21 protein-coding genes are annotated in these 21,083 nt (G+C 72.0%); 13 read left to right on the forward strand and 8 right to left on the reverse strand.

Annotation, left to right across the window (positions count from 1 at the left end):
* Positions 1-32 precede the first annotated feature (32 nt).
* Complete coding sequence (locus FL583_RS04445; protein WP_420843115.1) at positions 33-1,559, forward strand: leucyl aminopeptidase; 1,527 nt, start codon at positions 33-35, stop codon at positions 1,557-1,559.
* Here FL583_RS04445 and glgA read toward each other — a convergent pair.
* The gene (gene glgA, locus FL583_RS04450) at positions 1,556-2,707 is read right to left on the reverse strand and encodes a glycogen synthase (RefSeq protein ID WP_170323474.1); all 1,152 of its coding nucleotides are present in this window, start codon (positions 2,705-2,707) and stop codon (positions 1,556-1,558) included. The two genes, FL583_RS04445 and glgA, sit on opposite strands and share 4 nt — an antisense overlap.
* 124 nt (positions 2,708-2,831) lie before the next feature.
* On the opposite strand from glgA, the gene glgC reads away from it, so the two are divergent.
* Positions 2,832-4,046: a glucose-1-phosphate adenylyltransferase gene (gene glgC, locus FL583_RS04455; protein WP_240746573.1), complete on the forward strand. Its 1,215-nt coding sequence runs from the start codon at positions 2,832-2,834 to the stop codon at positions 4,044-4,046.
* On the opposite strand, the gene FL583_RS04460 is transcribed toward glgC, so the two are convergent.
* On the reverse strand, positions 4,036-4,692 hold the full coding sequence (locus FL583_RS04460; protein ID WP_205751829.1) for an O-methyltransferase: 657 nt from the start codon (positions 4,690-4,692) through the stop codon (positions 4,036-4,038). The genes glgC and FL583_RS04460 overlap by 11 nt on opposite strands.
* Before the next feature lie 140 nt (positions 4,693-4,832).
* Here FL583_RS04460 and sigE point away from each other — a divergent pair, with 140 nt between their 5' ends.
* The 5 genes from sigE to FL583_RS04485 all read left to right on the forward strand — a co-directional run bounded on the left by sigE (position 4,833) and on the right by FL583_RS04485 (position 9,467).
* Positions 4,833-5,462, forward strand: coding sequence for an RNA polymerase sigma factor SigE (gene sigE / locus FL583_RS04465; RefSeq protein ID WP_142703155.1), 630 nt, complete (start codon positions 4,833-4,835; stop codon positions 5,460-5,462).
* Entirely contained in the window at positions 5,459-6,076 is a 618-nt protein-coding gene (locus FL583_RS04470) for an anti-sigma factor family protein (RefSeq protein ID WP_142703156.1), read from the forward strand. Before sigE ends, FL583_RS04470 begins: the two co-directional genes overlap by 4 nt.
* Positions 6,073-7,218 carry a sigma-E factor regulatory protein RseB domain-containing protein gene (locus tag FL583_RS04475; RefSeq protein ID WP_142703157.1) on the forward strand — a complete coding sequence of 382 codons (1,146 nt, stop codon included), beginning with the start codon at positions 6,073-6,075 and terminating at the stop codon, positions 7,216-7,218. The genes FL583_RS04470 and FL583_RS04475 overlap by 4 nt, the downstream gene beginning before the upstream one ends.
* Before the next feature lie 607 nt (positions 7,219-7,825).
* Positions 7,826-8,935 (forward strand): S1C family serine protease, encoded by a 1,110-nt coding sequence (locus FL583_RS04480; RefSeq protein WP_205751830.1) that lies wholly within the window; start codon positions 7,826-7,828, stop codon positions 8,933-8,935.
* Between the two features lie 130 nt (positions 8,936-9,065).
* Positions 9,066-9,467, forward strand: coding sequence for a sec-independent translocase (locus FL583_RS04485; protein ID WP_142703159.1), 402 nt, complete (start codon positions 9,066-9,068; stop codon positions 9,465-9,467).
* Between the two features lie 1,210 nt (positions 9,468-10,677).
* Here FL583_RS04485 and FL583_RS04490 read toward each other — a convergent pair.
* On the reverse strand, positions 10,678-11,826 hold the full coding sequence (locus tag FL583_RS04490; RefSeq protein ID WP_142703160.1) for an Mrp/NBP35 family ATP-binding protein: 1,149 nt from the start codon (positions 11,824-11,826) through the stop codon (positions 10,678-10,680).
* A 45-nt stretch (positions 11,827-11,871) separates the two neighbouring features.
* Here FL583_RS04490 and FL583_RS04495 point away from each other — a divergent pair, with 45 nt between their 5' ends.
* Positions 11,872-12,525 carry an AzlC family ABC transporter permease gene (locus FL583_RS04495; protein WP_142703161.1) on the forward strand — a complete coding sequence of 218 codons (654 nt, stop codon included), beginning with the start codon at positions 11,872-11,874 and terminating at the stop codon, positions 12,523-12,525.
* Complete coding sequence (locus tag FL583_RS04500) at positions 12,522-12,827, forward strand: AzlD domain-containing protein (protein WP_142703162.1); 306 nt, start codon at positions 12,522-12,524, stop codon at positions 12,825-12,827. The genes FL583_RS04495 and FL583_RS04500 overlap by 4 nt, the downstream gene beginning before the upstream one ends.
* Here FL583_RS04500 and FL583_RS04505 read toward each other — a convergent pair.
* The 3 genes from FL583_RS04505 to FL583_RS04515 are packed head-to-tail and all read right to left on the reverse strand — an operon-like array spanning position 12,817 to position 15,166.
* On the reverse strand, positions 12,817-13,407 hold the full coding sequence (locus FL583_RS04505; RefSeq protein WP_142703163.1) for a DUF1003 domain-containing protein: 591 nt from the start codon (positions 13,405-13,407) through the stop codon (positions 12,817-12,819). The genes FL583_RS04500 and FL583_RS04505 overlap by 11 nt on opposite strands.
* 23 nt (positions 13,408-13,430) lie before the next feature.
* The gene (locus FL583_RS04510) at positions 13,431-14,678 is read right to left on the reverse strand and encodes a magnesium transporter MgtE N-terminal domain-containing protein (protein ID WP_142703164.1); all 1,248 of its coding nucleotides are present in this window, start codon (positions 14,676-14,678) and stop codon (positions 13,431-13,433) included.
* A complete protein-coding gene (locus tag FL583_RS04515) occupies positions 14,675-15,166 on the reverse strand; it encodes a hypothetical protein (protein WP_142703165.1) in 492 nt (163 codons plus the stop codon). Before FL583_RS04515 ends, FL583_RS04510 begins: the two co-directional genes overlap by 4 nt.
* On the opposite strand from FL583_RS04515, the gene FL583_RS04520 reads away from it, so the two are divergent.
* Complete coding sequence (locus tag FL583_RS04520) at positions 15,165-16,109, forward strand: DMT family transporter (protein ID WP_142703166.1); 945 nt, start codon at positions 15,165-15,167, stop codon at positions 16,107-16,109. The genes FL583_RS04515 and FL583_RS04520 overlap by 2 nt on opposite strands.
* A gap of 29 nt (positions 16,110-16,138) precedes the next feature.
* Positions 16,139-17,098: an HpcH/HpaI aldolase/citrate lyase family protein gene (locus FL583_RS04525; protein ID WP_142703167.1), complete on the forward strand. Its 960-nt coding sequence runs from the start codon at positions 16,139-16,141 to the stop codon at positions 17,096-17,098.
* A gap of 33 nt (positions 17,099-17,131) precedes the next feature.
* Here the strand turns inward: FL583_RS04525 and FL583_RS04530 are convergent, their stop codons facing one another.
* Positions 17,132-17,644 carry a DUF4190 domain-containing protein gene (locus FL583_RS04530; protein WP_142703168.1) on the reverse strand — a complete coding sequence of 171 codons (513 nt, stop codon included), beginning with the start codon at positions 17,642-17,644 and terminating at the stop codon, positions 17,132-17,134.
* 108 nt (positions 17,645-17,752) lie between these two features.
* Between FL583_RS04530 and FL583_RS04535 the strand changes: the two genes are divergently transcribed.
* Both FL583_RS04535 and FL583_RS04540 read left to right on the forward strand, forming a co-directional pair.
* Complete coding sequence (locus FL583_RS04535; protein ID WP_142703169.1) at positions 17,753-18,541, forward strand: SDR family NAD(P)-dependent oxidoreductase; 789 nt, start codon at positions 17,753-17,755, stop codon at positions 18,539-18,541.
* A 69-nt stretch (positions 18,542-18,610) separates the two neighbouring features.
* A complete protein-coding gene (locus tag FL583_RS04540) occupies positions 18,611-19,813 on the forward strand; it encodes an acyl-CoA dehydrogenase family protein (RefSeq protein ID WP_142703170.1) in 1,203 nt (400 codons plus the stop codon).
* A 196-nt stretch (positions 19,814-20,009) separates the two neighbouring features.
* Here the strand turns inward: FL583_RS04540 and FL583_RS04545 are convergent, their stop codons facing one another.
* Positions 20,010-21,053: an Rv2578c family radical SAM protein gene (locus tag FL583_RS04545; protein WP_142703171.1), complete on the reverse strand. Its 1,044-nt coding sequence runs from the start codon at positions 21,051-21,053 to the stop codon at positions 20,010-20,012.
* Positions 21,054-21,083 lie beyond the last annotated feature (30 nt).

Raw genomic sequence — 21,083 nt, forward strand, 5'->3', positions numbered from 1 at the left:
CAGATCGGGAGGGTTTCGTGCTCGACGTCCGTCTGGTGGCTGTTGCCGATCTGCCCGCCGACGCGCCTCCGCTGGTGCTCGCGCTGCCGACCGTACCCGCGGAGTCTGAATCGTCCGAGGCGGCCGAGGCGGCTGACGGGGAGCGGCGGGCCGAGCCGGCGACGCTCCTGGGCACCGCCTACGCGCTCCCGGAGCAGCTCCGCGGCCTGGTCGACGCCTGGCTGGGCGACGAGCGACGTCCGGAGCCGCCGGCCAAGGGCAAGGCGGGCGAGATCGCCACGCTGCCGCTCCCGGGTGGGGTACCGGCCGTGCTGCTGCTCGCCGGGTCCGGCGACGGCGCCGAGGCGGACTGGCGCAAGACCGGGGCCGCGCTGGTCCGGGCCGCCTCCGGTGACCCCGAGCTGACGCTGGCGCTGCCGTCCGACGTCAGCCCCGAGGGCGTCCGGGGCCTGTTCGAGGGCGCGCTGCTGGCCTCGTACCGGTTCACGCTGGCGTCCGACCCGAAGCCGCCCACGCTGACCTCGCTCACCGTCGTCACCGACGATCCGTCACGTTTCGCCGACGCGGTCGCGCGGGCCGAGGCGGTCGCCCGCGGGACCGCGCTCGCCCGCGACCTGGTCAACACGCCGAGCAACATCAAGAGCCCGGAGTGGTTCGCCGCCCAGGCCGTCGAGGCGGCGACGCCGCTCGGCATCGACGCCCAGGTCCGCGACCCCGAGTGGCTGGCCGCGAACGACTTCGGCGGGATGCTCGCGGTCGGGGGCGGCTCGACGCGCGGCCCGCGCCTGCTCGAGCTGCGCTGGGCCCCGGACGGCGTCGACCTGCACTCGCTGCGGCACGTGGTGCTCGTCGGCAAGGGCATCACGTTCGACACCGGCGGCATCTCGATCAAGCCCGCGCAGGGCATGCAGCTGATGAAGAAGGACATGGGCGGCGGGGCCGCGGTCGTCGGCGCCGTGCTGGCCGCGGCTGCCCTGAGGCTGCCGCTGCGGGTCACCGTGCTGGTTCCGCTGGCCGAGAACATGCCCAGCGGCAGCGCGTACCGTCCCGGGGACGTCGTCCGCCATTACGGCGGCCGCACCTCGGAGATCTTCAGCACCGACGCCGAGGGCCGGATGGTGCTCGGTGACGCGCTGGCGTACGCGGTCGCGACGCTGCGGCCGGACGTCCTCATCGACCTGGCCACGCTGACCGGCGGTCAGGGCGTCGCGCTCGGGAAGCGCACCGCGGCCTTGTTCTCGGAGAACGACGACCTGGCCAAGGCGCTGTTCGAGGCGGCCGAGCAGGCCGGTGAGCGGGTCTGGCAGATGCCGCTGCCGGAGGACTACCTGGAGCAGATCGACTCGGACGTCGCGGACGCCAACAACAGCGGCGGACGGGGCGCGCAGAGCGCCACCGCAGCGCTGTTCCTGCGGCCGTTCGCGGGCGAGGCCCGGGACCGCTGGGTGCATGTGGACATGTCCAGCCCGGCCTGGTCCGACGGCCCGTCCGACGAGCTCACCAAGGGCGGAACCGGCTGGGGCGTACGCACCCTAACCAGGTGGCTGGAATCGCTCTAACCGAGCGACATGTACACGGTGAGGGTTTGTTCGGCGATGGCTTCCCAGCTGAACAGGTCGACCGCGCGCTGACGGCCGGCGCGGCCGAGTTCGCTCCCGCGCAGCGGGTTGCCGACGACCTCGGCGAGCGCGTCGGCCAAGCCGGCCTCGAACGCGGGCAGGTCGTCCGGCGTGTAGGGCACGAGCAGCCCGGTGACGCCGTCCTGCACGACCTCGGGGATCCCGCCGACGGCGCTGGCCACCACCGGCGCCCGGCACGCCATCGCCTCGAGGTTGACGATGCCCAGCGGCTCGTAGACCGACGGGCAGGCGAACACCGCGGCGTGGCTGAGCAGCGAGATGACGTCCTCGCGGGGCAGCATCTCGGTCTGGTGCAGCACGGTGTGCCCGGCGGCGCGCAGCCGCTCGATCCGCTCGGTGACCTCGGCCGCGATCTCCGGCGTGTCCGGCGCCGAGGCGCACAGCACGAGCTGGATGTTCTTGTCGATCCGCTCGGCCGCGGCCAGCAGGTGCGTGATGCCCTTCTGCCGGGTGATGCGGCCGACGTAGAGGATGTACGGCCGGTCGGTGTCGATGCCGACCTGGTGCAGTGCGGCGTCGTCGGTGGTGGGCGAGTACAGCTCGGTGTCGACGCCGTTGTGGACGACGTGGATCCGGCCGGCGTCGAGCGCGGGGTAGGCGGTCAGCACGTCTTCGCGCATGCCGTTGCTGACCGCGATGACCGCGTCGGCGCCCTCGAACGCGGTGCGCTCGGCCCACGACGAGATGCGGTAGCCGCCGCCCAGCTGCTCGGCCTTCCACGGCCGCAGCGGCTCCAGCGAGTGCGCGGTGACGACGTGCGGCTTGTCGTGCAGCAGCTTGGCCAGGTGCCCGCCGAGGTTCGCGTACCAGGTGTGCGAGTGGACGACGCTGACGTCACCGATGCCGTTGGCCATCTCGAGGTCGATGGAGAGTGCCCGAATTGCACCGTTCGCGTTGGCCAGCGACTCCGGCGGCGTGTAGGCCCGGGCGTCGGGGCGGGGCTTGCCGAACGCGTGCACCTCGACGTCGACGAGGCGTCGTAGTTCTCGGACGAGGAAGTCGACGTGGACGCCCGCGCCCCCATAGACCTCGGGCGGGTATTCGTTGGTCAGAACCGCGACGCGCATAGCGCACACCCTACGGCCCGACCCTGGATTCCTTGTTGTGTCAACAGCGTTAAACCTGTGGCCACAATCCCGACTAGGACGGCGGTCTCCGGGGAACTAGGGTCGCACTATGGTGGGTGGCTCGGTGACACGTTCAGTTCTCGGCATCGTCCTGGCTGGTGGCGAGGGCAAGCGGCTGATGCCGTTGACAGCGGACCGGGCCAAGCCCGCGGTCCCCTTCGGCGGCCCTTATCGCCTGATCGACTTCGTTTTGTCGAACTTGGTCAACGCGGAGATCCGGAAGATCTGCGTTCTGACCCAGTACAAGTCCCATTCGCTCGACCGACACGTCACCACCACGTGGCGGATGAGCACGCTGCTCGGGAACTACGTGACCCCGGTCCCGGCCCAGCAGCGCCTCGGCCCGCGCTGGTACACCGGCTCGGCCGACGCGATCTACCAGTCGCTGAACCTCGTGTACGACGAGGACCCGGAGTACATCGCGGTCTTCGGCGCCGATCACGTGTACCGGATGGACCCGGCGCAGATGATCGAGCAGCACGTGTTCTCCGGCGCCGGCGTGACCGTCGCCGGCATCCGCGTCCCGCGCCACGAGGCCACCGCGTTCGGCGTCATCAAGACGGCCGAGGACGGCCGGACGATCAGCGAGTTCCTGGAGAAGCCGGCCGACCCGCCGGGCGTCCCGGACGACCCGAACGTGGCCTACGCGTCGATGGGCAACTACGTCTTCACGACGAAGACGCTTCTCGACGCGCTGCGACTGGACGCCGAAGACCCGGCGTCGGCCCACGACATGGGCGGCAACATCATCCCGATGCTGGTCGGCAAGGGCGAGGCCGCGGTCTACGATTTCTCCGACAACGAGGTGCCGGGCGCGACCGATCGCGACCGCGGCTACTGGCGTGACGTCGGGACGCTCGACTCGTACTACGAGGCCCACCGTGACCTGGCGTCGGTGCACCCGATCTTCAACCTGTACAACCGCGACTGGCCGATCCTGACGTCGATGCCGCAGCTGCCGCCGGCGAAGTTCGCGCTGACCGGCCGGGCCATCGAGTCGATCGTCTCGGCCGGCTGCATCGTCACCGGCGAGGTGCGCGACTCGGTGCTCTCGCCCGGCGTCCTGGTCGGGGCGAAGGCCGAGGTCTCGGAGTCGGTGCTGCTCAACGGCGTCGTGATCGGCGAGGGCGCGATCGTCCGCAACGCGATCCTCGACAAGAACGTCGTCGTGCCGCCGGGCGCGCGGATCGGCGTCGACGGGGACCTCGACCGGCACAACTACCGGGTCAGCGAGGGCGGGGTCGTCGTGCTCGGCAAGGGCCAGCCGGTCATCGTCTGACCGCGACCAGCAGGCCGTCGTCGACCGGGAGGATCGCCGGGGTGAGGGCCGGGTGGTCGCGGATCGTGCGCAGCAGTTCCCGGGCCACCAGCGTGATCGGGTCGCGGACGCCGGGCTCCGCGACCCGCCCGCCGAGCAGCACGCCGCCGAACGCGACCGCTCCGCCCGGCCGGAGTAACCGGAGGGCCTCGACGAGGTAGTCCGGGTACTCGGTGACCGGTGCGTCGCTGATCAGCACCAGGTCGTAGTAGCCGTCGGCCAGCCGGGGCAGGACGTCCAGGGCCCGGCCGTTGATCAGCCGGGCCCGGCTCGGCGGGACGCCGGCCTCGCGGAACGCCAGCCGCGCCGCGCTCTGCAGCTCGGACTCCGAGTCGATGCTCGTGAGGACGCCGTCCGGCCGCATGCCACGCAGCACCCAGAGCCCGCTGACGCCGGTGCCGGTGCCGACCTCGACGACGGCCTTGGCCTGCATCGCGGCCGCGAGCATCCGCAGCGCGGCTCCGCAGTCGGGGGAGATGGCGAGGCAGCCGAGCTCGGCGGCCCGGGCCCGGGCGGTGGTCAGCACCGCGTCCTCGGGGGCGACGTCGTGCGGTTTCTTGGACCTTTCGGGCAACGAGGGCATGCCGGGGCGCGCTGAGGCATCCATCACAGTCCCTCCGTCCCAGCACCGCCTCGGACAGGGTAGGGGAACGCGCTCGGCCCGCGATCCGTTGGCAGGCAGGAAGCACCTGGCGCGGCGGATGTTCTCAGCCGCGCCACAGCGAGGAGTGGGAGGGTCCGGGCACAATGGTGATCACACCGATAGCGCCTGAGAAGGAGGTCGCTGTGAGCACGGCCTCCGACGAGCCCGCTGAGACAGGGTTCAACGAAGGTGTGGTGTGGGACCCGCCGGCCTGGGACGAGGTCGTCCGGGAGCACTCCGCCCGCGTCTACCGGCTGGCCTACCGCCTCACCGGCAACCGCCCCGACGCCGAGGACCTCACCCAGGAGGTCTTCGTCCGGGTGTTCCGCGCGCTCGACCGCTACCGCCCCGGCACGTTCGAGGGCTGGCTGCACCGCATCACGACGAACCTCTTCCTCGACCTCGCCCGCCGCCGCGCGCGTATCCGCTTCGAGGCCCTGCCCGACGACGCCGAGCGCGTGCCCGGCCGCGAGCGCAGCCCCGAGCAGGTCTACGTCGACGAGAACCTCGACGACGACGTCCAGCGGGCGCTGGCCGCGCTGCCACCGGACTTCCGGGCTCCGGTCGTGCTCTGCGACATCGAGGGCCTCTCGTACGAGGAGATCGCGGCGACGCTGGGCGTCAAGCTCGGCACCGTCCGCAGCCGCATCCACCGCGGCCGCAGCCAGCTCCGCGAGGCGCTGGCCCACCGCGCACCGAAGAACTCGCCCTACGGCGAGGGGGCGACGTCGTGACGGGGCCGCGTCGAGACCCGCACCTGGGTGAGCTCGCGTCCGCATTCGCGGACGACGCGCTCGACCTGACCACCCGCGACAGGGTCCTCGTCCATCTCGCGCACTGCGCCGAGTGCCGGGCCGAGGTCGAGGGGCACCGCCAGGTGAAGGCCCGGCTGGCCAAGCTCGAGTCGCCGCCCTGCCCGAGCTCCCTGCTCGACCGGCTGCGGGCGCTTCCCGAGTGCACGCCCGCCGAGCGGTCGGCGCCCGAGCTCACGCCTCCGCCGGTCCGTCTGGAGGCCAGCTTTCGGTCGGTGGCCCCGGCGGGTCGTCCGTCGGGCTCCCGTCGTCCGGTAGCCGTCCCCGGCCGACGTCGGCCCGCCGGCCGCGGCCCGGCCGGCGCCCGGCCCGGTAATCGCCGCCTGCGCCGCAAGGTCATGGCGACGGCGGTCGGCGGCGTGGCCGCGTTCGCGATCAGCCTCGGCACGGTCGTCGTCCTCGGCGGCGACCAGCAGCCGACGACGGTGAACCCGCCGATGCTGACGTACATCAAGGAGCACGGCGCGACGACCGGGGGCGTGCCCGGTGGTGATCGCGAGGCCTCCGTCGTCGACGTAGCGGACGACCACGAGTGAAGCGGGTCGGGCTGTTGCGCGTGGCCCGTCGGTTCGTGCTCGTGATGGGCGCGGGGGCGCTCGGAGCCGTGGTGTGTTCCACCGGCGTCTACCTGTTCGTCCCGGCTCCGGTCGAGACGACCGGTGCCGGTCAGTCCGGTGGCGGCACGACGCTCCGTAGCGCGCCCGCCCGAACGACGATGGGGACGTCGGAGCGCCGGGCGCTCGACCTCCTGCGACGGGCCGGGCGGGCGCCGGCCGAGATCAACTACCAGGGCACCAAGCTGTTCAAGAGCTGGTCGCGCTGGGGCCAGATGACGACCACCGCGTACATCCGGAACGTGCCCGGCCAGGGCGTCACGGTCGTCGCCAACGACGGGTCCGGCCGGGGCGTCTCCGGCCAGCGCAGCTCCCAGTTGGAGAGCGCGGACGTCAAGCCCGACCTCTCGGATTCCGCCCTGGCGACGTTGACCCAGGCCTACCGGGTGCAGATCGGCGGCGCCGAGCGGATGCTCGACCGCGCGGTGACCCGGGTCGACGTCCTGCGGCTGTCCGGCACCGTGGTCGGCCACATCTGGCTCGACGACGCCACCGGGCTGGCCGTGCAGCGCGAGCTGCTCGACACGGCCGGGCGGGTGATCCGCCGCTCGGTGTTCACCGGGCTGAGCATCCTGCCGGCCGTGGCGGCGGCCCCGTCGCCGGTCAGCGACGTCTCGGACTGCGCCGACGGGTTGTCGGCGGCGCAGCTGGCCGACCTCGCGGAGGAGGGCTGGGACCTGCCCGGCACCCAGCTGGCCGGCCTCACCCAGGTGTGTGCCCGGACCGTGGGCACCGGCGCCGACCGGTCGATCCAGCTCAGCTACTCCGACGGCCTGTTCACGCTCTCGCTCTTCGCCCAGCAGGGCCGGCTCGACCCGGCGGTACCGGCCGGTTTCAGCCGCCGCCAGGTCGGCTCCACCGACGTCTACCTGCGCTGTGGTCTCTACCGGGAGCTCAGCTGGGCGCGCTCGGGCATGGTCTACACGATGGTCACCGACGCACCGGACAGCACCGTGACGTCGATCGTCGAGGCTGTTCCTACGGTTACACCCGACGACGGTGTTCTCGCCCGGATGAGTAAGGGTATCCGCAGAGTGGGATCGTGGGTCGATCCATTCCACTGACTCGCTCGTGTGGAATACGCGAGGAACACTGGAGTTGAAGCACCCGGCGGCCGAGCCGGGGCTCCGAGGCGGAGGTACCCCCTTGACCGACGCGAGCCGGGTCGGCGGACGACCGGCCGACCCGTCCGCAGCAGGGTCGGAGGCGGCCGGGTCTCCGGCCGGGTCTCCGGCCGGGGGATCCTCGGCGCCGGGTAGCGGCGCGGGGGGTGGCTCGCCCTGGATCAACCCGCAGTCCGGTAACGGGTCGTGGGCCAATCCGCAGCCTGGCCCTGGGTACTCGCCGACCGGGGAGGTCTACGGGGCTCCTCGGAGCAACGGGTATCCGTCGAACAGTTATCCGACCGGTCCGGTGCCGGCTCCGCCGCGTCTGGGGCCCGTAGGGCCCGGGGGCGGGGTGCCTGGAGGCGGTGGCCCCGGTTCCGGCGGGCCTCCCGGGCCCGGGGGGGCTGGAGGGCCTGGGGGCGGGGTTCCTGGGGCTGGGGGGCCGCCGGCGGGGTCGCCGTTCTGGTCGCAGGCCGGGGCGCGGGATCCTTGGCGTGACCCGTCGGCCGCGCCCGCGTGGCTCGCGCCGACGCCGCCGGGCACTCCGCCGCCGGTCGGCCCGCCGATGCGCGCCGACGAGCCGGGCCGACGCGGTGGCCTGGGCTCGATGCTGCTCGTCTCGATCGTCGTCGCGGTGGTCGCGGGCCTGCTCGGAGGTGCGCTCGGCTACGTGGTGGCCGCCCGGACCGCCGGTGACACGTTCTCGCTCGGCAACAGCTCGGGCTCGACGCCGGAGCTGGCCGAGCGTCCGCCGACGTCGCTGGCCGGCATCGCCAAGATCGTGCAGCCGAGCGTCGTCACGGTCGTGATCCGCTCGGCCAGCGGCAACGGCAACGGCTCGGGCTTCGTCATCGACGACAAGGGTTACGTCCTCACGAACAACCACGTGGCCGCCCCGGCTGCCGCCGGTGGCACGCTCCGGGTCGTGTTCAGCGACGGCTCGTCGGTGGCCGCGTCCATCGTCGGACGCGACGCGGGCTCGGACGTCGCCGTGCTGAAGATCTCCAAGGACGACCTCAAGCCGGTGAAGTTCGGCGACTCGGACAAGATCGCGATCGGCGACCCGACCGTGGCCTTCGGTTCCCCGCTGGGGCTGGCCGACACCGTGACCAGCGGCATCGTCAGCGCGGTCGATCGTCCCGTGCGCACCGGCGGCGAGAGCGGCCAGAGCCAGGGCAACGAGGATTCGGCGTTCATGGCCGCGATCCAGACCGACGCGGCGATCAACCCCGGTAACTCGGGCGGGCCGCTCGTCGACGGCGCCGGCCGCGTGATCGGCGTCAACTCGGCGATCGCCGCGCTGCCCAGCCAGAGCGGGTCGAGCGGCGGCAACATCGGCATCGGTTTTGCGATCCCGATCAACCAGGCCAAGCGCGTCGCCGAGCAGATCATCGCGACCGGCTCGGCCCGGACGACGGTCATCGGCGCCGAGGTCGACCTCAACGACGAGAACTCGGCCGGTGCGCCGATGAGCACGGTCGTCGCGGGCGGCCCGGCCGACAAGGCCGGCCTGAAGGCCGGCGACGTCGTCACCCGGTTCGCCGACCGGCCGATCGAGGACGGCGTGGCGCTGATCGCGCTCGTGCGCAAGCAGGCTCCGGGCACCAAGGTAGGCGTGACCTACCGGCGCGGCGGTAAGACGACGACCACGACGGTGACGTTGGGTCAGCGTTGACCATACGTTCGGTTCGCACAGCAAACTGAGGCCTAGGGCGTCTGCCGCGGTGCAGGCGTACGGATTAGGCTGCGGGTGAGCGGCCAGGGACAGCTGTTTGACACGGCGGTGACCGCGGTGAGGAGCAGCAGTGTTCGAGAATCTCGGTTGGTCGGAGATCATCGTCCTGGTGCTGATCGGGCTGTTCGTCTTCGGCCCCGATCGGCTTCCCAAGGTCATCGGTGAGGCGGGTCGGATGCTGCGGACCCTGCGCCAGATGGCGCGGGGAGCGAGTGCTGAGCTGCGCGACGAGCTAGGCACCGACTTCGAGATAGAAGATCTCCACCCGAAGCGGTTCGTTCGCAAGCACCTCCTCAGCGAAGAAGACGAAGCAGCCCTGCGGAAGCCGCTCCAGGATGCGATGCGTGATTTCGAGGAGCTCCAGCACGTCGACGAGGTGACCGAGGCCTACCGAGACGAGACGCCGTCGCCCAACGGCCACAAGACCCCCACCAAGGACCGAGCCGCCCGCTACGACGACGATGCGACGTAAGGCGGGTTCGGCTTTCCGGCGGAGCGCCGGGAGCCCCGGCGGGCCGGGCCAGCGGACCTCTGGCAGGGTCGGCGGATCCCTGGCAGGGTCGGCGGATCCCTCGCATGGGCCAGCGGACCCCTCGTAGGGCCAAGCCGGGCCAAGTTGGGGCCAGCGGGGCCGAGTCGTGGGCGGTAGGGCCGCGCCGGGGCGGCGGAGAACCGGGGTCGGGCGGGCCAGCTGCCGGATAGGGCCGCGGGGCAACACCGAGCGGCCGAGACGGGCCGCATCCGCCGTTGCGCGCTGCGGCCGTGTAGTCCGAGCCGAGGTGGGCCCGGGACCGCGGCAGCGGTCACGGGGGCAGGGGCCCTAGGCCGGCGTTCCCGCACGGCGGCTGAGTTGGCTCGCCCTCGCACCGGAAGCCTCTGCGGCTCCGCAGTGACCTGCGGCCAGTCACTCGCGAGCGGCCTGCGGACGGTCGTCCTGCGCGCCTGTCCGTGTCGGCATCCCAGACGGCGACCCGCGCCGGACCGCACGCGCGGCGGACAGTACCGCAGCTCGGCGGCGGGCTACGGTCAGTCCTTCCGCGCGGCGGAGGCGGCCTGCGGACGGCGCGCCCACCAGCCGCGCGGCTGCGGGCCGTGCCTCCCTGGATGCTGCGGCCGGTCTCCTCACGCGGTGGCCCGCGCCGGCCTAGCTAGTCGGCGCGCCCGCGGGCCGACAGGCGGCGGGGCACCCGCCGCCGGCGCGAGCCACCCGGCGCGGCGGCCGGGCCACGCCACGGATCCCGCGCCCGGACCTGCGACCAGGACGGCGCTGTGCAGCGGCATGCCCCCCGCGCGGCGGCCTCCCGGACGATGCGGCCTATGCCGGCGCTGAGCGCTACGCAGACGGAACGCTGTCGGATGCGGCCACGAGCCGCTCAGCGGCCTACGGTCGGTCCTCTCGCGGGGTGGGATGCATCGCCCCCTCTCGCGGTGGACCGCGCTCAACGGCTCGCGCAGCGGCCCGCAGCCAGTCCCCCCACCACAGCGGGCTGAGGCGATCTTCCCGCGCAGCGGGTTGCGGCCAGTCCCCCCACCACAGCGGGCTGAGGCGATCTTCCCGCGCAGCGGGTTGCGGCCGGACCTCCCGCCACAGCGGGCTGAGACGACCTTCACGCGTGGTGGCCCAGCGGCTCCAGGCTGCGGCCGGCCCCACCAGGGCGCCCAGGGGCGGGCGAAGCCGCCCCCTACCGGCGGCCCGTCGGCGTCAAACCGAGACTCATCCCAGCCAACCCCCGCTGACGCACGGCCAACTTCTCGGCCACCGCCCCCAGCGCCTTCGCCGCCGGCGCGGCCGGATCCGCCAGCACCAGCGGGGTCCCCGAATCCCCACCCTCCCGCACCCGCGGATCCAGCGGAATCTGCCCCAGCAACGGCACCTGCGCCCCGAGCGTCTTCGTCAACGCCGCCGACACCGCCTCGCCGCCCCCAGACCCGAAAACGTCCATCCGCTCGCCGTTCGGCAGCTCCAGCCAGGACATGTTCTCCACCACGCCGACCAGCCGCTGGTGCGTCTGCAACGCAATGGAACCGGCCCGCTCGGCCACCTCGGCGGCGGCCTGCTGGGGCGTCGTCACGACCAGAATCTCGGCATTCGGCACCAGCTGTGCCACCGAGATGGCGATATCCCCCGTCCCCGGCGGCAGGTCCATCAGCAGCACGTCCAGGTCACCCCAGAAGACGTCGGCCAGGAACTGCTGCAGGGCCCGGTGCAGCATCGGCCCGCGCCAGACGACGGCCGTGTTGCCCGGCGTGAACATGCCGATCGAGATCACCTTCACGCCGTGCGACTGGGGCGGCATGATCATCTGCTCGACCTGCGTCGGGCGACCCTCCACGCCGAGCATGCGCGGCACCGAGAACCCGTAGATGTCAGCGTCGAGGACACCGACCGAGAGGCCGCGGGCGGCCAGCGCGGCCGCCAGGTTCACCGTCACCGACGACTTGCCGACGCCACCCTTGCCCGACGCCACCGCGTACACCCGAGTCAGCGAACCCGGCTGCGCGAACGGGATGACCGGCTCGCCCTTGCCGCCGCGCAGCGTCGACTGCAGTTCCTTGCGCTGCGCATCGCTCATCACGCCGAAGTTCACGCGCACCTGGGTCACGCCGTCCAGCGCGGCCACCGCCGCGGTGACGTCGTTCGTCAGCGTGTCTCGCATCGGGCAACCGGCCACCGTGAGCAGGACCGCGACCTCGACCACGCCGTCCGGGTGAACGGCCACCGATTCCACCATGCCGAGCTCGGTGATCGGCCGTTTGATCTCGGGGTCGTTGACCGCCGCGAGCGCCGTCCGGACGTCGCTCTCGGCCGGGAGCGTGGAGGAGACAGACATGACGCCAACTCTACGTCCGAGTAACGGCCCGCTTAGCGTTCGGGCATGGATCGAAGCATCGTCCGGGACGCGCTCGGCGTCGGCCTCGCGACCGGCGCGTACGGGATCGCGTTCGGCGCGGCCGGCGTCGCGGCCGGGTTCAGCGTCCTGCAGACGTGTCTGAGCAGCCTGCTGGTCTTCACCGGAGCGAGCCAGTTCGCGCTGGTCGGCGTCATCGGCGCGGGCGGGGGAGTGGCCGCCGCGGTGGGGTCGGCCCTCCTGCTCGGCGCACGCAACGCGCTCTACGGCGTCCGTCTCTCGAGTCTTCTGGGCTGGACCGGCTGGCGGCGCGCGATCGCGGCCCAGGGTGTGATCGACGAGTCAGCGGCGATGGCCCTCCCGCGCACGACGCCGGAGGCGTCGCGGCTGGCGTTCGTCTCCACCGCGCTGAGCGTCTTCGTGTTCTGGAACGCGGCCACGCTGATCGGCGCGGTCGGCGCCACCGCCGTCGGGGATCCCGCCGTTCTCGGTCTGGACGCCGCCGCGCCGGCCGGGTTCCTCGCGCTGCTCGCCCCGCGACTGCGCGAAGGCGGCGGGGCCTGGCGGGTGGCCGCCGCCGGCGCGGTGATCGCACTGCTGGCGACGCCCTGGCTACCGCCCGGCGTGCCGGTCCTGCTGGCGAGCTTCGGCGTTCTCGTGGCCCTCGGACGGCCGCGGTGATCTGGCTCGCGCTGGCCCTCGCCGCCGCCGGGTGCTACCTGTTCAAGCTCCTCGGCCTGTCGCTGCCGTCACGCTGGCTGGCCGACCCCCGGGTGCTGCGGATCGCGATGCTGCTTCCGGTCGCGCTGCTGGCCGCCCTGGTTGCGGTCCAGACGTTCGGCGACGGCCGCTCGCTCGTCCTCGACGCGCGGGCGGCCGGGCTCGGCGTCGCCGTCGTCGCGGTGCTGCTCCGCGCCCCGTTCCTGCTCGTCGTCGTGCTGGCCGCGGCCACCGCCGCAACCGTCCGAGCGGTCAGCGGGTGAGCTTCGCCCGTCGGCCGTCGTCGCGGCGGCCGTCCGGCGAACCGCCCCGGCGGTCGGCCCGGCGGGTCTCGGAGGGCGGCCGGGTCAGCTCGGCCTCGGCCTCCGGGGCCTCCTTCAGGTCCTCGACCAGCCGCCCGAGCTCCGTCCGCAGGTATTCGCGGGTCGCGACCTCGTTGATCGCCAGCCGCAGCGCGGCCAGCTCGCGGGCCAGGTACTCGGTGTCGGCCTTGGCCGCCTGAGCCCGCAGCCGGTCCTCCTCCAGCCCGATCCGGTCCCGGTCGGCCTGCCGGTTCTGGGCCAGCAGGATCAGCGGCGCCGCGTACGCGGACTGCGTCGAGAAGGCCAGGTTCAGCAGGATGAACGGGTACGGGTCCCAGCGCAGGTGCACCGCGAAGATGTTGATCGTCACCCAGACGATGACGATGAACGTCTGGATGATGATGAAGTTGCCGGTGCCGAGGAACTGCGCGACCCGTTCGGAGAGCCGTCCGAACGCGTCGGCGTCCACCCGGGGGAGCCTCCGGCGATGTTCGCGGGGCTGGTCCAAGCGGCCGCGGGATCGAGCCAGGTCCGTGGTCATACCCACTCACCTCCTTCGCTGGTTCAGGTCTGGTCGCGCCAGTCCTCCGGCAGCAGGTGATCCAGGACGTCGTCCACGGTGACGGCACCCAGCAGCCGGTCGTTCTCGTCCACCACCGGTACCGCGACCAGGTTGTACGTCGCCAGGTAGTGCGCCACCTGGGCGAGCGTCGCGTCGGCGTCCAGCGGGGTCAGGTCGGCGTCGATCACCGCGCTGACCAGCTTGCTGGGCTCCTCGCGCAGCAACCGCTGGATGTGCGCGATGCCGAGGAAGCGGCCGGACGGCGTCGCCGACGGCGGACGGCAGACGTACACCTGCGACGCCAGCGCCGGCGTCAGGTCGGGGTCGCGCACCCGGGCCAGCGCGTGGGCGACCGTGGCGTCCGGCGGCATGATCACCGGCTCCGACGTCATCATGCCGCCCGCGGTGTCCTCGGTGTAGTCGAGCAGCCGGCGCACCGGCGCGGCCTCGGACGGCTCCATCATCGCGAGCAGCCGTTCCTGCTCGGTCTCGGGCAGCTCGCCGAGCAGGTCGGCGGCGTCGTCCGGGTTCATCTCCTCGAGGACGTGCGCGGCCCGCTCGGCCTCCAGCGAGCCCAGGATCTCGATCTGGTCGTCCTCGGGGAGCTCCTCCATGACGTCGGCCAGCCGGTCGTCGCCGAGCGCCGCCGCCACCTCGACGCGTCGCTTGTCCGAGAGCCCCTGCAGGACGTTGGCCAGGTCGGCCGCGCGCAACTGGTCGAACACCGCGAGCAGGTTGGCCGCGCCCTGGCGGTCCTGGGTGCTGATCACGCCCTCGACCTCGCCCCAGTCGACCTGACGCAGGTGGCCGCGGCGTTTGCCCAGGACGCCCTGGATCTGCTCGCGCGCGGCGACCTTGATCAGCTCCCACTCCCCGGTGCGCGACCGCTCCATCGCCACGTCGACGACGACGGCCTTCACCGGCGAGTCGCCGATCAGCGTCACCTGCCGGTCGAGCATGTCGCCCAGCGCCATCAGCTCACCGGTGCGCTGCTCGAAGCGTCGCAGGCTGATCGTGCCGGTGTTCAGCATCACAGCGTCCGGATCGAACGCGGTCACCCGGCCGAGCGGGACGAAGATCCGACGCCGGTGGACGACCTCGACCACCAGACCGGTGACCCGGGGCGGACGGGTGATCTCGGCCCGGGGGCGGACCACCGCGTCGCGGACGCGGCCCAGCTGGTCGCCGCTCGGGTCGAAAACCGCGACGCCGGCCAGGCGAGCCAGGTAGATCCGCGTGCCGGTGGTCACTGTGGGAGCTTACGACGGCCCAGCGTGCGGGGGACCGGCGTGGGGGTGACCGCCGTGGTCGGGCGGGGCGCAGCGGCGCCGGAGCCGTCCGGCAGCGTGTCGCCGGCCTCCACCGGTTCGCCGGCCGGGGTCAGCCGGCTGATCCGGGCGTCGACCGCCCACCGGGCCGGCGCGCCGACCGGATCGCTCGCGTTGAGCCGCTTGGTGGCCAGCTGCGGCGCGATGTCGTCCCAGGCCGGAGTGCCGGGTCCGACCCGCTCGACCGACGCCCGCCAGGTGAGGATCCGCCCGCCGTGTTCGCCGCGGAGGGTGACCAGGCACTCGTCGGCCCCGTCGAGGCCGGGCGCGGGTTGCTCGGTGCCCCCGTGCAGCACGTACGCCGCCCCGTCGATCCAGGTCAGCCAGGCCGTCGTGGCCGGGTGCCCGTCGATCGTGAGCCAGCCGACGGCTGCCTTCTTCATGACCTCGCCGATCAGCGGATGCGCCATGAATGAAAGTCTGACAGCCGTGAGTCGTGCCACCTGGGTGATGCTCGGAGTCGCGGTGGCCGCAGTGGCCACGTCCGGGCCGCTGATCGCGGCGATCGCCGCCCCGGCGCTGGCGATCGCCTTCTGGCGGCTCGGCCTGGCCGCCCTGGTGCTGGCCCCGATCACCACGGTCCGGCTCCTGCGGGTGCCGGCCGAGCGGCCCGGCCGGAGGACGCTCGGCGCCTGCCTCGCGGCTGGCGCCCTGCTGGCCGGCCACTTCGGCACCTGGATCCCGAGCGTGACGATGACCAGCGTGGCGACGTCGACCGCGCTGGTGTGCACGCAGCCGATCTGGGCCGCGATCATCGCGGCGATCGGTGGCCAGCGGTTCACCCGGAGATTCTGGTTCGGCGTGCTGCTCGCGGTCGTCGGAGCGACCGCGATGACCGGCGCCGACGTCACGGTCTCGGCCCGGGCGCTGGCCGGCGACGCGCTGGCGCTCGTCGGCGCCGTGCTGATGGCCGCGTACGTGACGGTCGGATCGAAGGTGCGGGCCACCACCAGCACGACGACGTACACGACGTTCTGCTACGGCGTCTGCGCGGTGTTGCTGCTGGCGGTGTGCCTGGTCGCGGGCGTCCGGCTCACCGGCTACCCGGCCGAGGCGTGGCTGCAGCTGGCCGCGCTCACCGGCGGAGCCCAGTTCCTCGGCCACTCGCTGATCAACCGGGTGCTGGCGTCGCTGTCGGCGACCACGGTGAGCGTCGCGATCCTCTTCGAGGTCCCGGGTGCGGCGCTGCTCGCCTGGATCTTCCTCGGGCAGACGCCGCCCGGGCTGGCCTGGCCGGGCCTCGCGCTGCTGTTGACCGGCCTCGTCCTGGTGACCGTGGCGAGCAGAAGGTCACACTCTGAACCGGTTCCGGAGCCGCTGACCGGCGATGGTCCGTCGGTAAGTTACTCATGAGTTGGACCCCATCGCTGAGGAGCCCACCCATGACCGAACCCCGAACCCTGCGGCCGCGCCGCTCCAGCCTGGCCGTGCCCGGCTCGAACCCCCGGTTCCTGGAGAAGGCCAAGGGCCTCCCGGCCGACCAGGTCTTCCTCGACCTCGAGGACGCCTGCGCCCCGCTGGCCAAGCCGGAGGCCCGGAAGAACATCGTCGCGGCGCTGAACGAGGGCGGCTGGGGCGACAAGATCCGGGTCGTGCGGGTCAACGACCTGACGACGCACTGGACCTACCGGGACGTCGTCGAAGTGGTCGAGGGCGCGGGGCAGAACCTGGACTGCATCATGCTGCCCAAGGTGCAGAGCGCCGCTCAGGTGGAGTGGCTGGACCTGACGCTGACCCAGATCGAGAAGACGATGGGCTTCGAGGTCGGCCGGATCGGCATCGAGGCCCAGATCGAGAACGCCAAGGGCCTGATCGCGGTCGACGCGATCGCGCAGGCGTCGCCGCGGGTCGAGACGATCATCTTCGGGCCGGCCGACTTCATGGCCAGCATCAACATGAAGTCGCTGGTGGTGGGCGCCCTGCACCCGGACTACCCGGGTGACCCGTTCCACTACATCCTGATGAAGATCCTGATGGCCGCCCGGGCCTACGACAAGCAGGCCATCGACGGCCCGTTCCTGCAGGTCCGCGACGTGGACGCGTTCCGGGAGGTCGCCAAGCGGGCGGCGATGCTCGGCTACGACGGCAAGTGGGTGCTGCACCCGGGCCAGATCGACGCGGCGAACGAGATCTTCTCGCCCAGCCAGGAAGACTACGACCACGCCGAGCTGATCCTCGACGCGTACGACTACGCGACGTCCGAGGCCGGCGGCAAGAAGGGCTCGGCGATGCTCGGCGACGAGATGATCGACGAGGCCAGCCGGAAGATGGCGCTGGTCGTCGCGGGCAAGGGCCGCGCCGCCGGGATGAGCCGCACGTCGAGCTTCACGCCCCCGGAGTGAGGCGAACGGGCCCGGCGCAGGCCGGGCCCGCCGTCACGGGCTGGTCGAGGACGTCGTGATCGCGATGACGATGATGACCGCGTAGACCAGGATGAACGTGATCGAGAGGCCGAAGCCGATCCAGCCGACGACGATGCCGGCGGTCGCGAAGCCCTCGCCGTCTTCACCGGTCTGCCGGATCTCCTTCTTCGCCGAGTGCCCGAGCAGCGCCCCGACGATGCCCGGCAGCCCGAGGCACATCATGAACGACACGATCGACACGATCATCGCCGCGAGCGCCTTGCCGTTCTGCTTCCGCGGCGGCGGGTAGCCGTAGGCCGGGTAGGCCGGAGCCGGGGCGCCCCACGCACCCGGCTGCTGCTGGTAGGCCGCGTTCGGGTCGTAGGCGGCCGGCGTGGCCCCGTAACCCGAGGTCGGGTTCGGATAACCCGAGGTCGGATTGGGATAACCCGAGGTCGGCGCCGGATAACCGGACGTCGGGTCGGGGAACCCGGAGGTCGGCTTCGCCCACGGGTTCGACTCGTCCGGCGGCGGACTGTACGTCATGGGCGCGTCCTATCACAGTGGCGGCAAACTTCGCCCAGGGTATTCGTGGACGCACGCCCGCCTCGGGCGGGGCGTCGCCGTCGGAATCACGTACGACACAATCACCGCATGAGTGAGCACGCCGCCCCGACGGTTAATCCCACCGACCGCCTCGACGGCAGGGTCGCGCTCGTCACCGGCGCGGGCAGCCCGGACGGTATCGGGTACGCGATCGCCCGCCGGCTGATCGCGCTCGGCGCCCGCGTCGGCATCGTCTCGACCACCCGCCGGATCCACGAGCGCGCCGCCGAGCTCGGCGCCTCCGGGTTCGTGGTCGACCTCGTCGACCCGGCTGAGGTCGAGGCTTTTGCCGACGCGGTGCGCGACGCGCTCGGCGACGTCGAGGTGCTGGTGAACAACGCGGGCATGGCCAGCGTGGCCAGCCCCGAGGTGCTTCGCCCGGTGAGTCAGCTCTCCGACGACGACTGGCGCACCGAGATCGACCGCAACCTGACCAGCGCGTTCAACACCAGCCGGGCGTTCGTCGGCGGGATGACCGAGCGCGGCTGGGGGCGGATCGTCAACATCGCGTCGACCACCGGGCCGATCAACGCGATGCCGGCCGAGGCGGGTTACGCGGCCGCGAAGGCCGGGATGGTCGGGCTGACCCGGGCGCTGGCGATGGAGGTCGTGGCCGACGGGGTGACCGTGAACGCGGTGGCGCCGGGCTGGATCCACACCGGCTCGTCCACGGTCAGCGAGCTGCACTACGGCCGCCTGACGCCGCTGGGCCGCCCCGGCTCCCCGGACGAGGTGGCCGCCACCGTCTCGTTCCTGACGACGCCGGCCGCCTCGTACGTCACCGGCCAGATGCTGGTGGTGGACGGCGGTAACTCGGTCCTGGAGTCCCGTGGTTAGGTTCACAAGGGGCTGAATCGGTCAGGTGGGTGATACTCCTCGGTAACAAACCGACGGAGGGAGCGCCCTGTGGCCCGTCTCGCGCAGACCCATGGGTTGACCGAAATCCAGAGCGACATCCTGGCCACGGTCCGGACCTTCGTCGACAAGGAGATCATCCCGCACGCCCAGGCCCTCGAGCACGCCGACGAGTACCCGACCGACATCGTCGACGGCATGAAGGAGATGGGCCTGTTCGGGCTCATGATCCCCGAGGAGTACGGCGGTCTCGGCGAGTCGCTCCTCACCTACGCGCTGGTCGTCGAGGAGATCGCCCGGGGTTGGATGAGCGTCTCCGGCATCATCAACACCCACTTCATCGTCGCCTATCTCCTGCGCCAGCACGGCTCCGACGAGCAGAAGCAGCGCCTGCTGCCACAGATGGCCACCGGCGACGTCCGGGGCGCGTTCTCGATGTCGGAGCCTGCCCTGGGTTCGGACGTGAGCGCGATCTCCACCCGGGCCAAGAAGGACGGCGACGACTACGTCATCACCGGCCAGAAGATGTGGCTGACGAACGGCGCCCAGTCGTCGGTCGTCGCCACGCTGGTCAAGACCGACGAGGGCCAGGAGTCGGTCTACCGGAACATGACGACGTTCCTGGTGGAGAAGGAGCCGGGCTTCGGCGAGACCGCGCCCGGCGTCACGATCCCGAAGAAGATCGAGAAGATGGGCTACAAGGGCGTCGAGACGACCGAGCTGATCTTCGACGACGCCCGCCTCCCGGCCACCGCGATCCTCGGCGGCCCGGAGAAGGCCGGCCGCGGCTTCTACCAGATGATGGACGGCATCGAGGTCGGCCGCGTGAACGTCGCCGCAAGGGCCTGCGGCATCGCGATCCGCGCGTTCGAACTCGGCGTGGCCTACGCCCAGCAGCGCAAGACGTTCGGCAAGGCGATCGTCGACCACCAGGCGATCGCATTCAAGCTGGCCGAGATGGCGACGAAGATCGAAGCCGCGCACGCCCTGACCGTGAACGCCGCCCGGCTCAAGGACGCCGGCGAGCGCAACGACGTCGAGGCCGGCATGGCCAAGCTGCTGGCCAGCGAATACTGCGCCGAGGTGACGCAGGAGTCGTTCCGCATCCACGGCGGCTACGGCTACTCCAAGGAGTACGAGATCGAGCGGCTCATGCGCGAGGCGCCGTTCCTGCTCATCGGCGAGGGCACGTCCGAGATCCAGAAGACGATCATCAGCCGTGGCCTGCTCCGCGAGTACGGCCTCAAGTCCTGAGAAGAGAGCCCGGGCGAAGGGGTGCCTCGCCCGGGCTCTCCGCGCACCCCGCCCGCCTGCGCAGACCCGGACCCCGTTCGCGGGCCGGGCGCGGTGCACTAGCCCTACCGGATGCGTCGCCGCAGGTCGACGCATCGTTCGGCAGGGTCTTGGGGTGTCCGGACCGGTCCCCAGGCCGGGCCCGGACGTCTGTGGGTCACAGCAGCGTGAGCTGCTGCGTTTTTTCCGCCTCCGGTTCCTCGATGGCTCGCGCATTGCCGGGCGTGCGGTTCCCGATGCCGTACGACTCGGCGATCTTCCGCACCCGCGCGGTGAGATCCTTCGTGTACTCGGCCGGCGCGTAGGCGCCCTCGCGGTACAACCGGCGGTACTTCGGCACGAGATCCGGCCGCGCCCCGCGCAGCCAGCCCAGGAACCACTCCCGCGCGCCCGGGCGCAGGTGCAGGGTCAGCGGCGTCACCGCGACCGCTCCGGCGTCCGCGATCGCCGCCACGGTGGCTTCGAGGTGCTCGTCGGTGTCGGTGAGATACGGCAGCACGGGTGCCATCAGGACGCCGCACTCGATGCCGGCGTCGGTCATCGCCCGGCAGACGCCGAGCCGCGCTCGTGGATTCGGAGTACCCGGTTCGACCTGACGCCAGAGCGCCGCGTCGACGAACCCCACCGAGACGTTCACCCGCACGTCGGTGATGCGGGCCGCCTCGGTCAGCAGGTCGATGTCGCGCAGCACGAGCGTGCCCTTGGTCAGGATCGAGAAAGGGTTCGCGTGGTCGCGCAGCGCGGTGAGCACCTCCCGCATCAGCCCGTACCGGCCCTCGGCCCGCTGGTACGGATCGGTGTTCGTGCCCATCGCGATGTGCTCGCCCGACCACGACCGCGCCCCGAGCTCACGTCGCAGCAGCTCACCGGCGTTGACCTTGACGACGATGCGCGAATCGAAGTCGTGCCCGGAATCCAGGTCGAGATAGGTGTGGGTGTTGCGGGCGAAGCAGTAGGTGCAGGCGTGCGTGCAGCCGCGGTACGGGTTCACCGTCCAGCGGAACGGCACCGGCGACGACGCCGGCACCCGGTTGAGAATCGACTTGGCCCGGATCTCGTAGAAGGTCACCCCGCGGAACTCCGGAGCGTCGAACGTGCGGACCCGGACCCCGGCCGCCTCGAGCGGAAGGGGCAGCGGCACGGCGGCCGGCTCCTCCTCGTCCGCATCGGTCGACAGCAACCGCATGTGGTCCCAGCGCATTGCCTCTCCCGTTCTGGTCATCCCCCCGTT

Origin of the sequence: Cryptosporangium phraense, assembly GCF_006912135.1 — a bacterium.
In the GTDB taxonomy this organism is placed as follows: domain Bacteria; phylum Actinomycetota; class Actinomycetes; order Mycobacteriales; family Cryptosporangiaceae; genus Cryptosporangium; species Cryptosporangium phraense.

Excerpts from the sequence above, each read along its gene's own strand:
- FL583_RS04460 (WP_205751829.1), bottom strand. The coding sequence starts at position 4,692 with ATGGATGCCTCAGCGCGCCCCGGCATGCCCTCGTTGCCCGAAAGGTCC.
- FL583_RS04495 (WP_142703161.1), top strand. The coding sequence starts at position 11,872 with ATGGATCGAAGCATCGTCCGGGACGCGCTCGGCGTCGGCCTCGCGACC.
- FL583_RS04505 (WP_142703163.1), bottom strand. The coding sequence starts at position 13,407 with ATGACCACGGACCTGGCTCGATCCCGCGGCCGCTTGGACCAGCCCCGC.
- sigE (WP_142703155.1), top strand. The coding sequence starts at position 4,833 with ATGGTGATCACACCGATAGCGCCTGAGAAGGAGGTCGCTGTGAGCACG.
- FL583_RS04520 (WP_142703166.1), top strand. The coding sequence starts at position 15,165 with ATGAATGAAAGTCTGACAGCCGTGAGTCGTGCCACCTGGGTGATGCTC.
- FL583_RS04480 (WP_205751830.1), top strand. The coding sequence starts at position 7,826 with ATGCGCGCCGACGAGCCGGGCCGACGCGGTGGCCTGGGCTCGATGCTG.
- glgA (WP_170323474.1), bottom strand. The coding sequence starts at position 2,707 with ATGCGCGTCGCGGTTCTGACCAACGAATACCCGCCCGAGGTCTATGGG.
- FL583_RS04525 (WP_142703167.1), top strand. The coding sequence starts at position 16,139 with ATGACCGAACCCCGAACCCTGCGGCCGCGCCGCTCCAGCCTGGCCGTG.
- FL583_RS04530 (WP_142703168.1), bottom strand. The coding sequence starts at position 17,644 with ATGACGTACAGTCCGCCGCCGGACGAGTCGAACCCGTGGGCGAAGCCG.
- FL583_RS04490 (WP_142703160.1), bottom strand. The coding sequence starts at position 11,826 with ATGTCTGTCTCCTCCACGCTCCCGGCCGAGAGCGACGTCCGGACGGCG.
- FL583_RS04545 (WP_142703171.1), bottom strand. The coding sequence starts at position 21,053 with ATGCGCTGGGACCACATGCGGTTGCTGTCGACCGATGCGGACGAGGAG.
- FL583_RS04515 (WP_142703165.1), bottom strand. The coding sequence starts at position 15,166 with ATGGCGCATCCGCTGATCGGCGAGGTCATGAAGAAGGCAGCCGTCGGC.
- FL583_RS04535 (WP_142703169.1), top strand. The coding sequence starts at position 17,753 with ATGAGTGAGCACGCCGCCCCGACGGTTAATCCCACCGACCGCCTCGAC.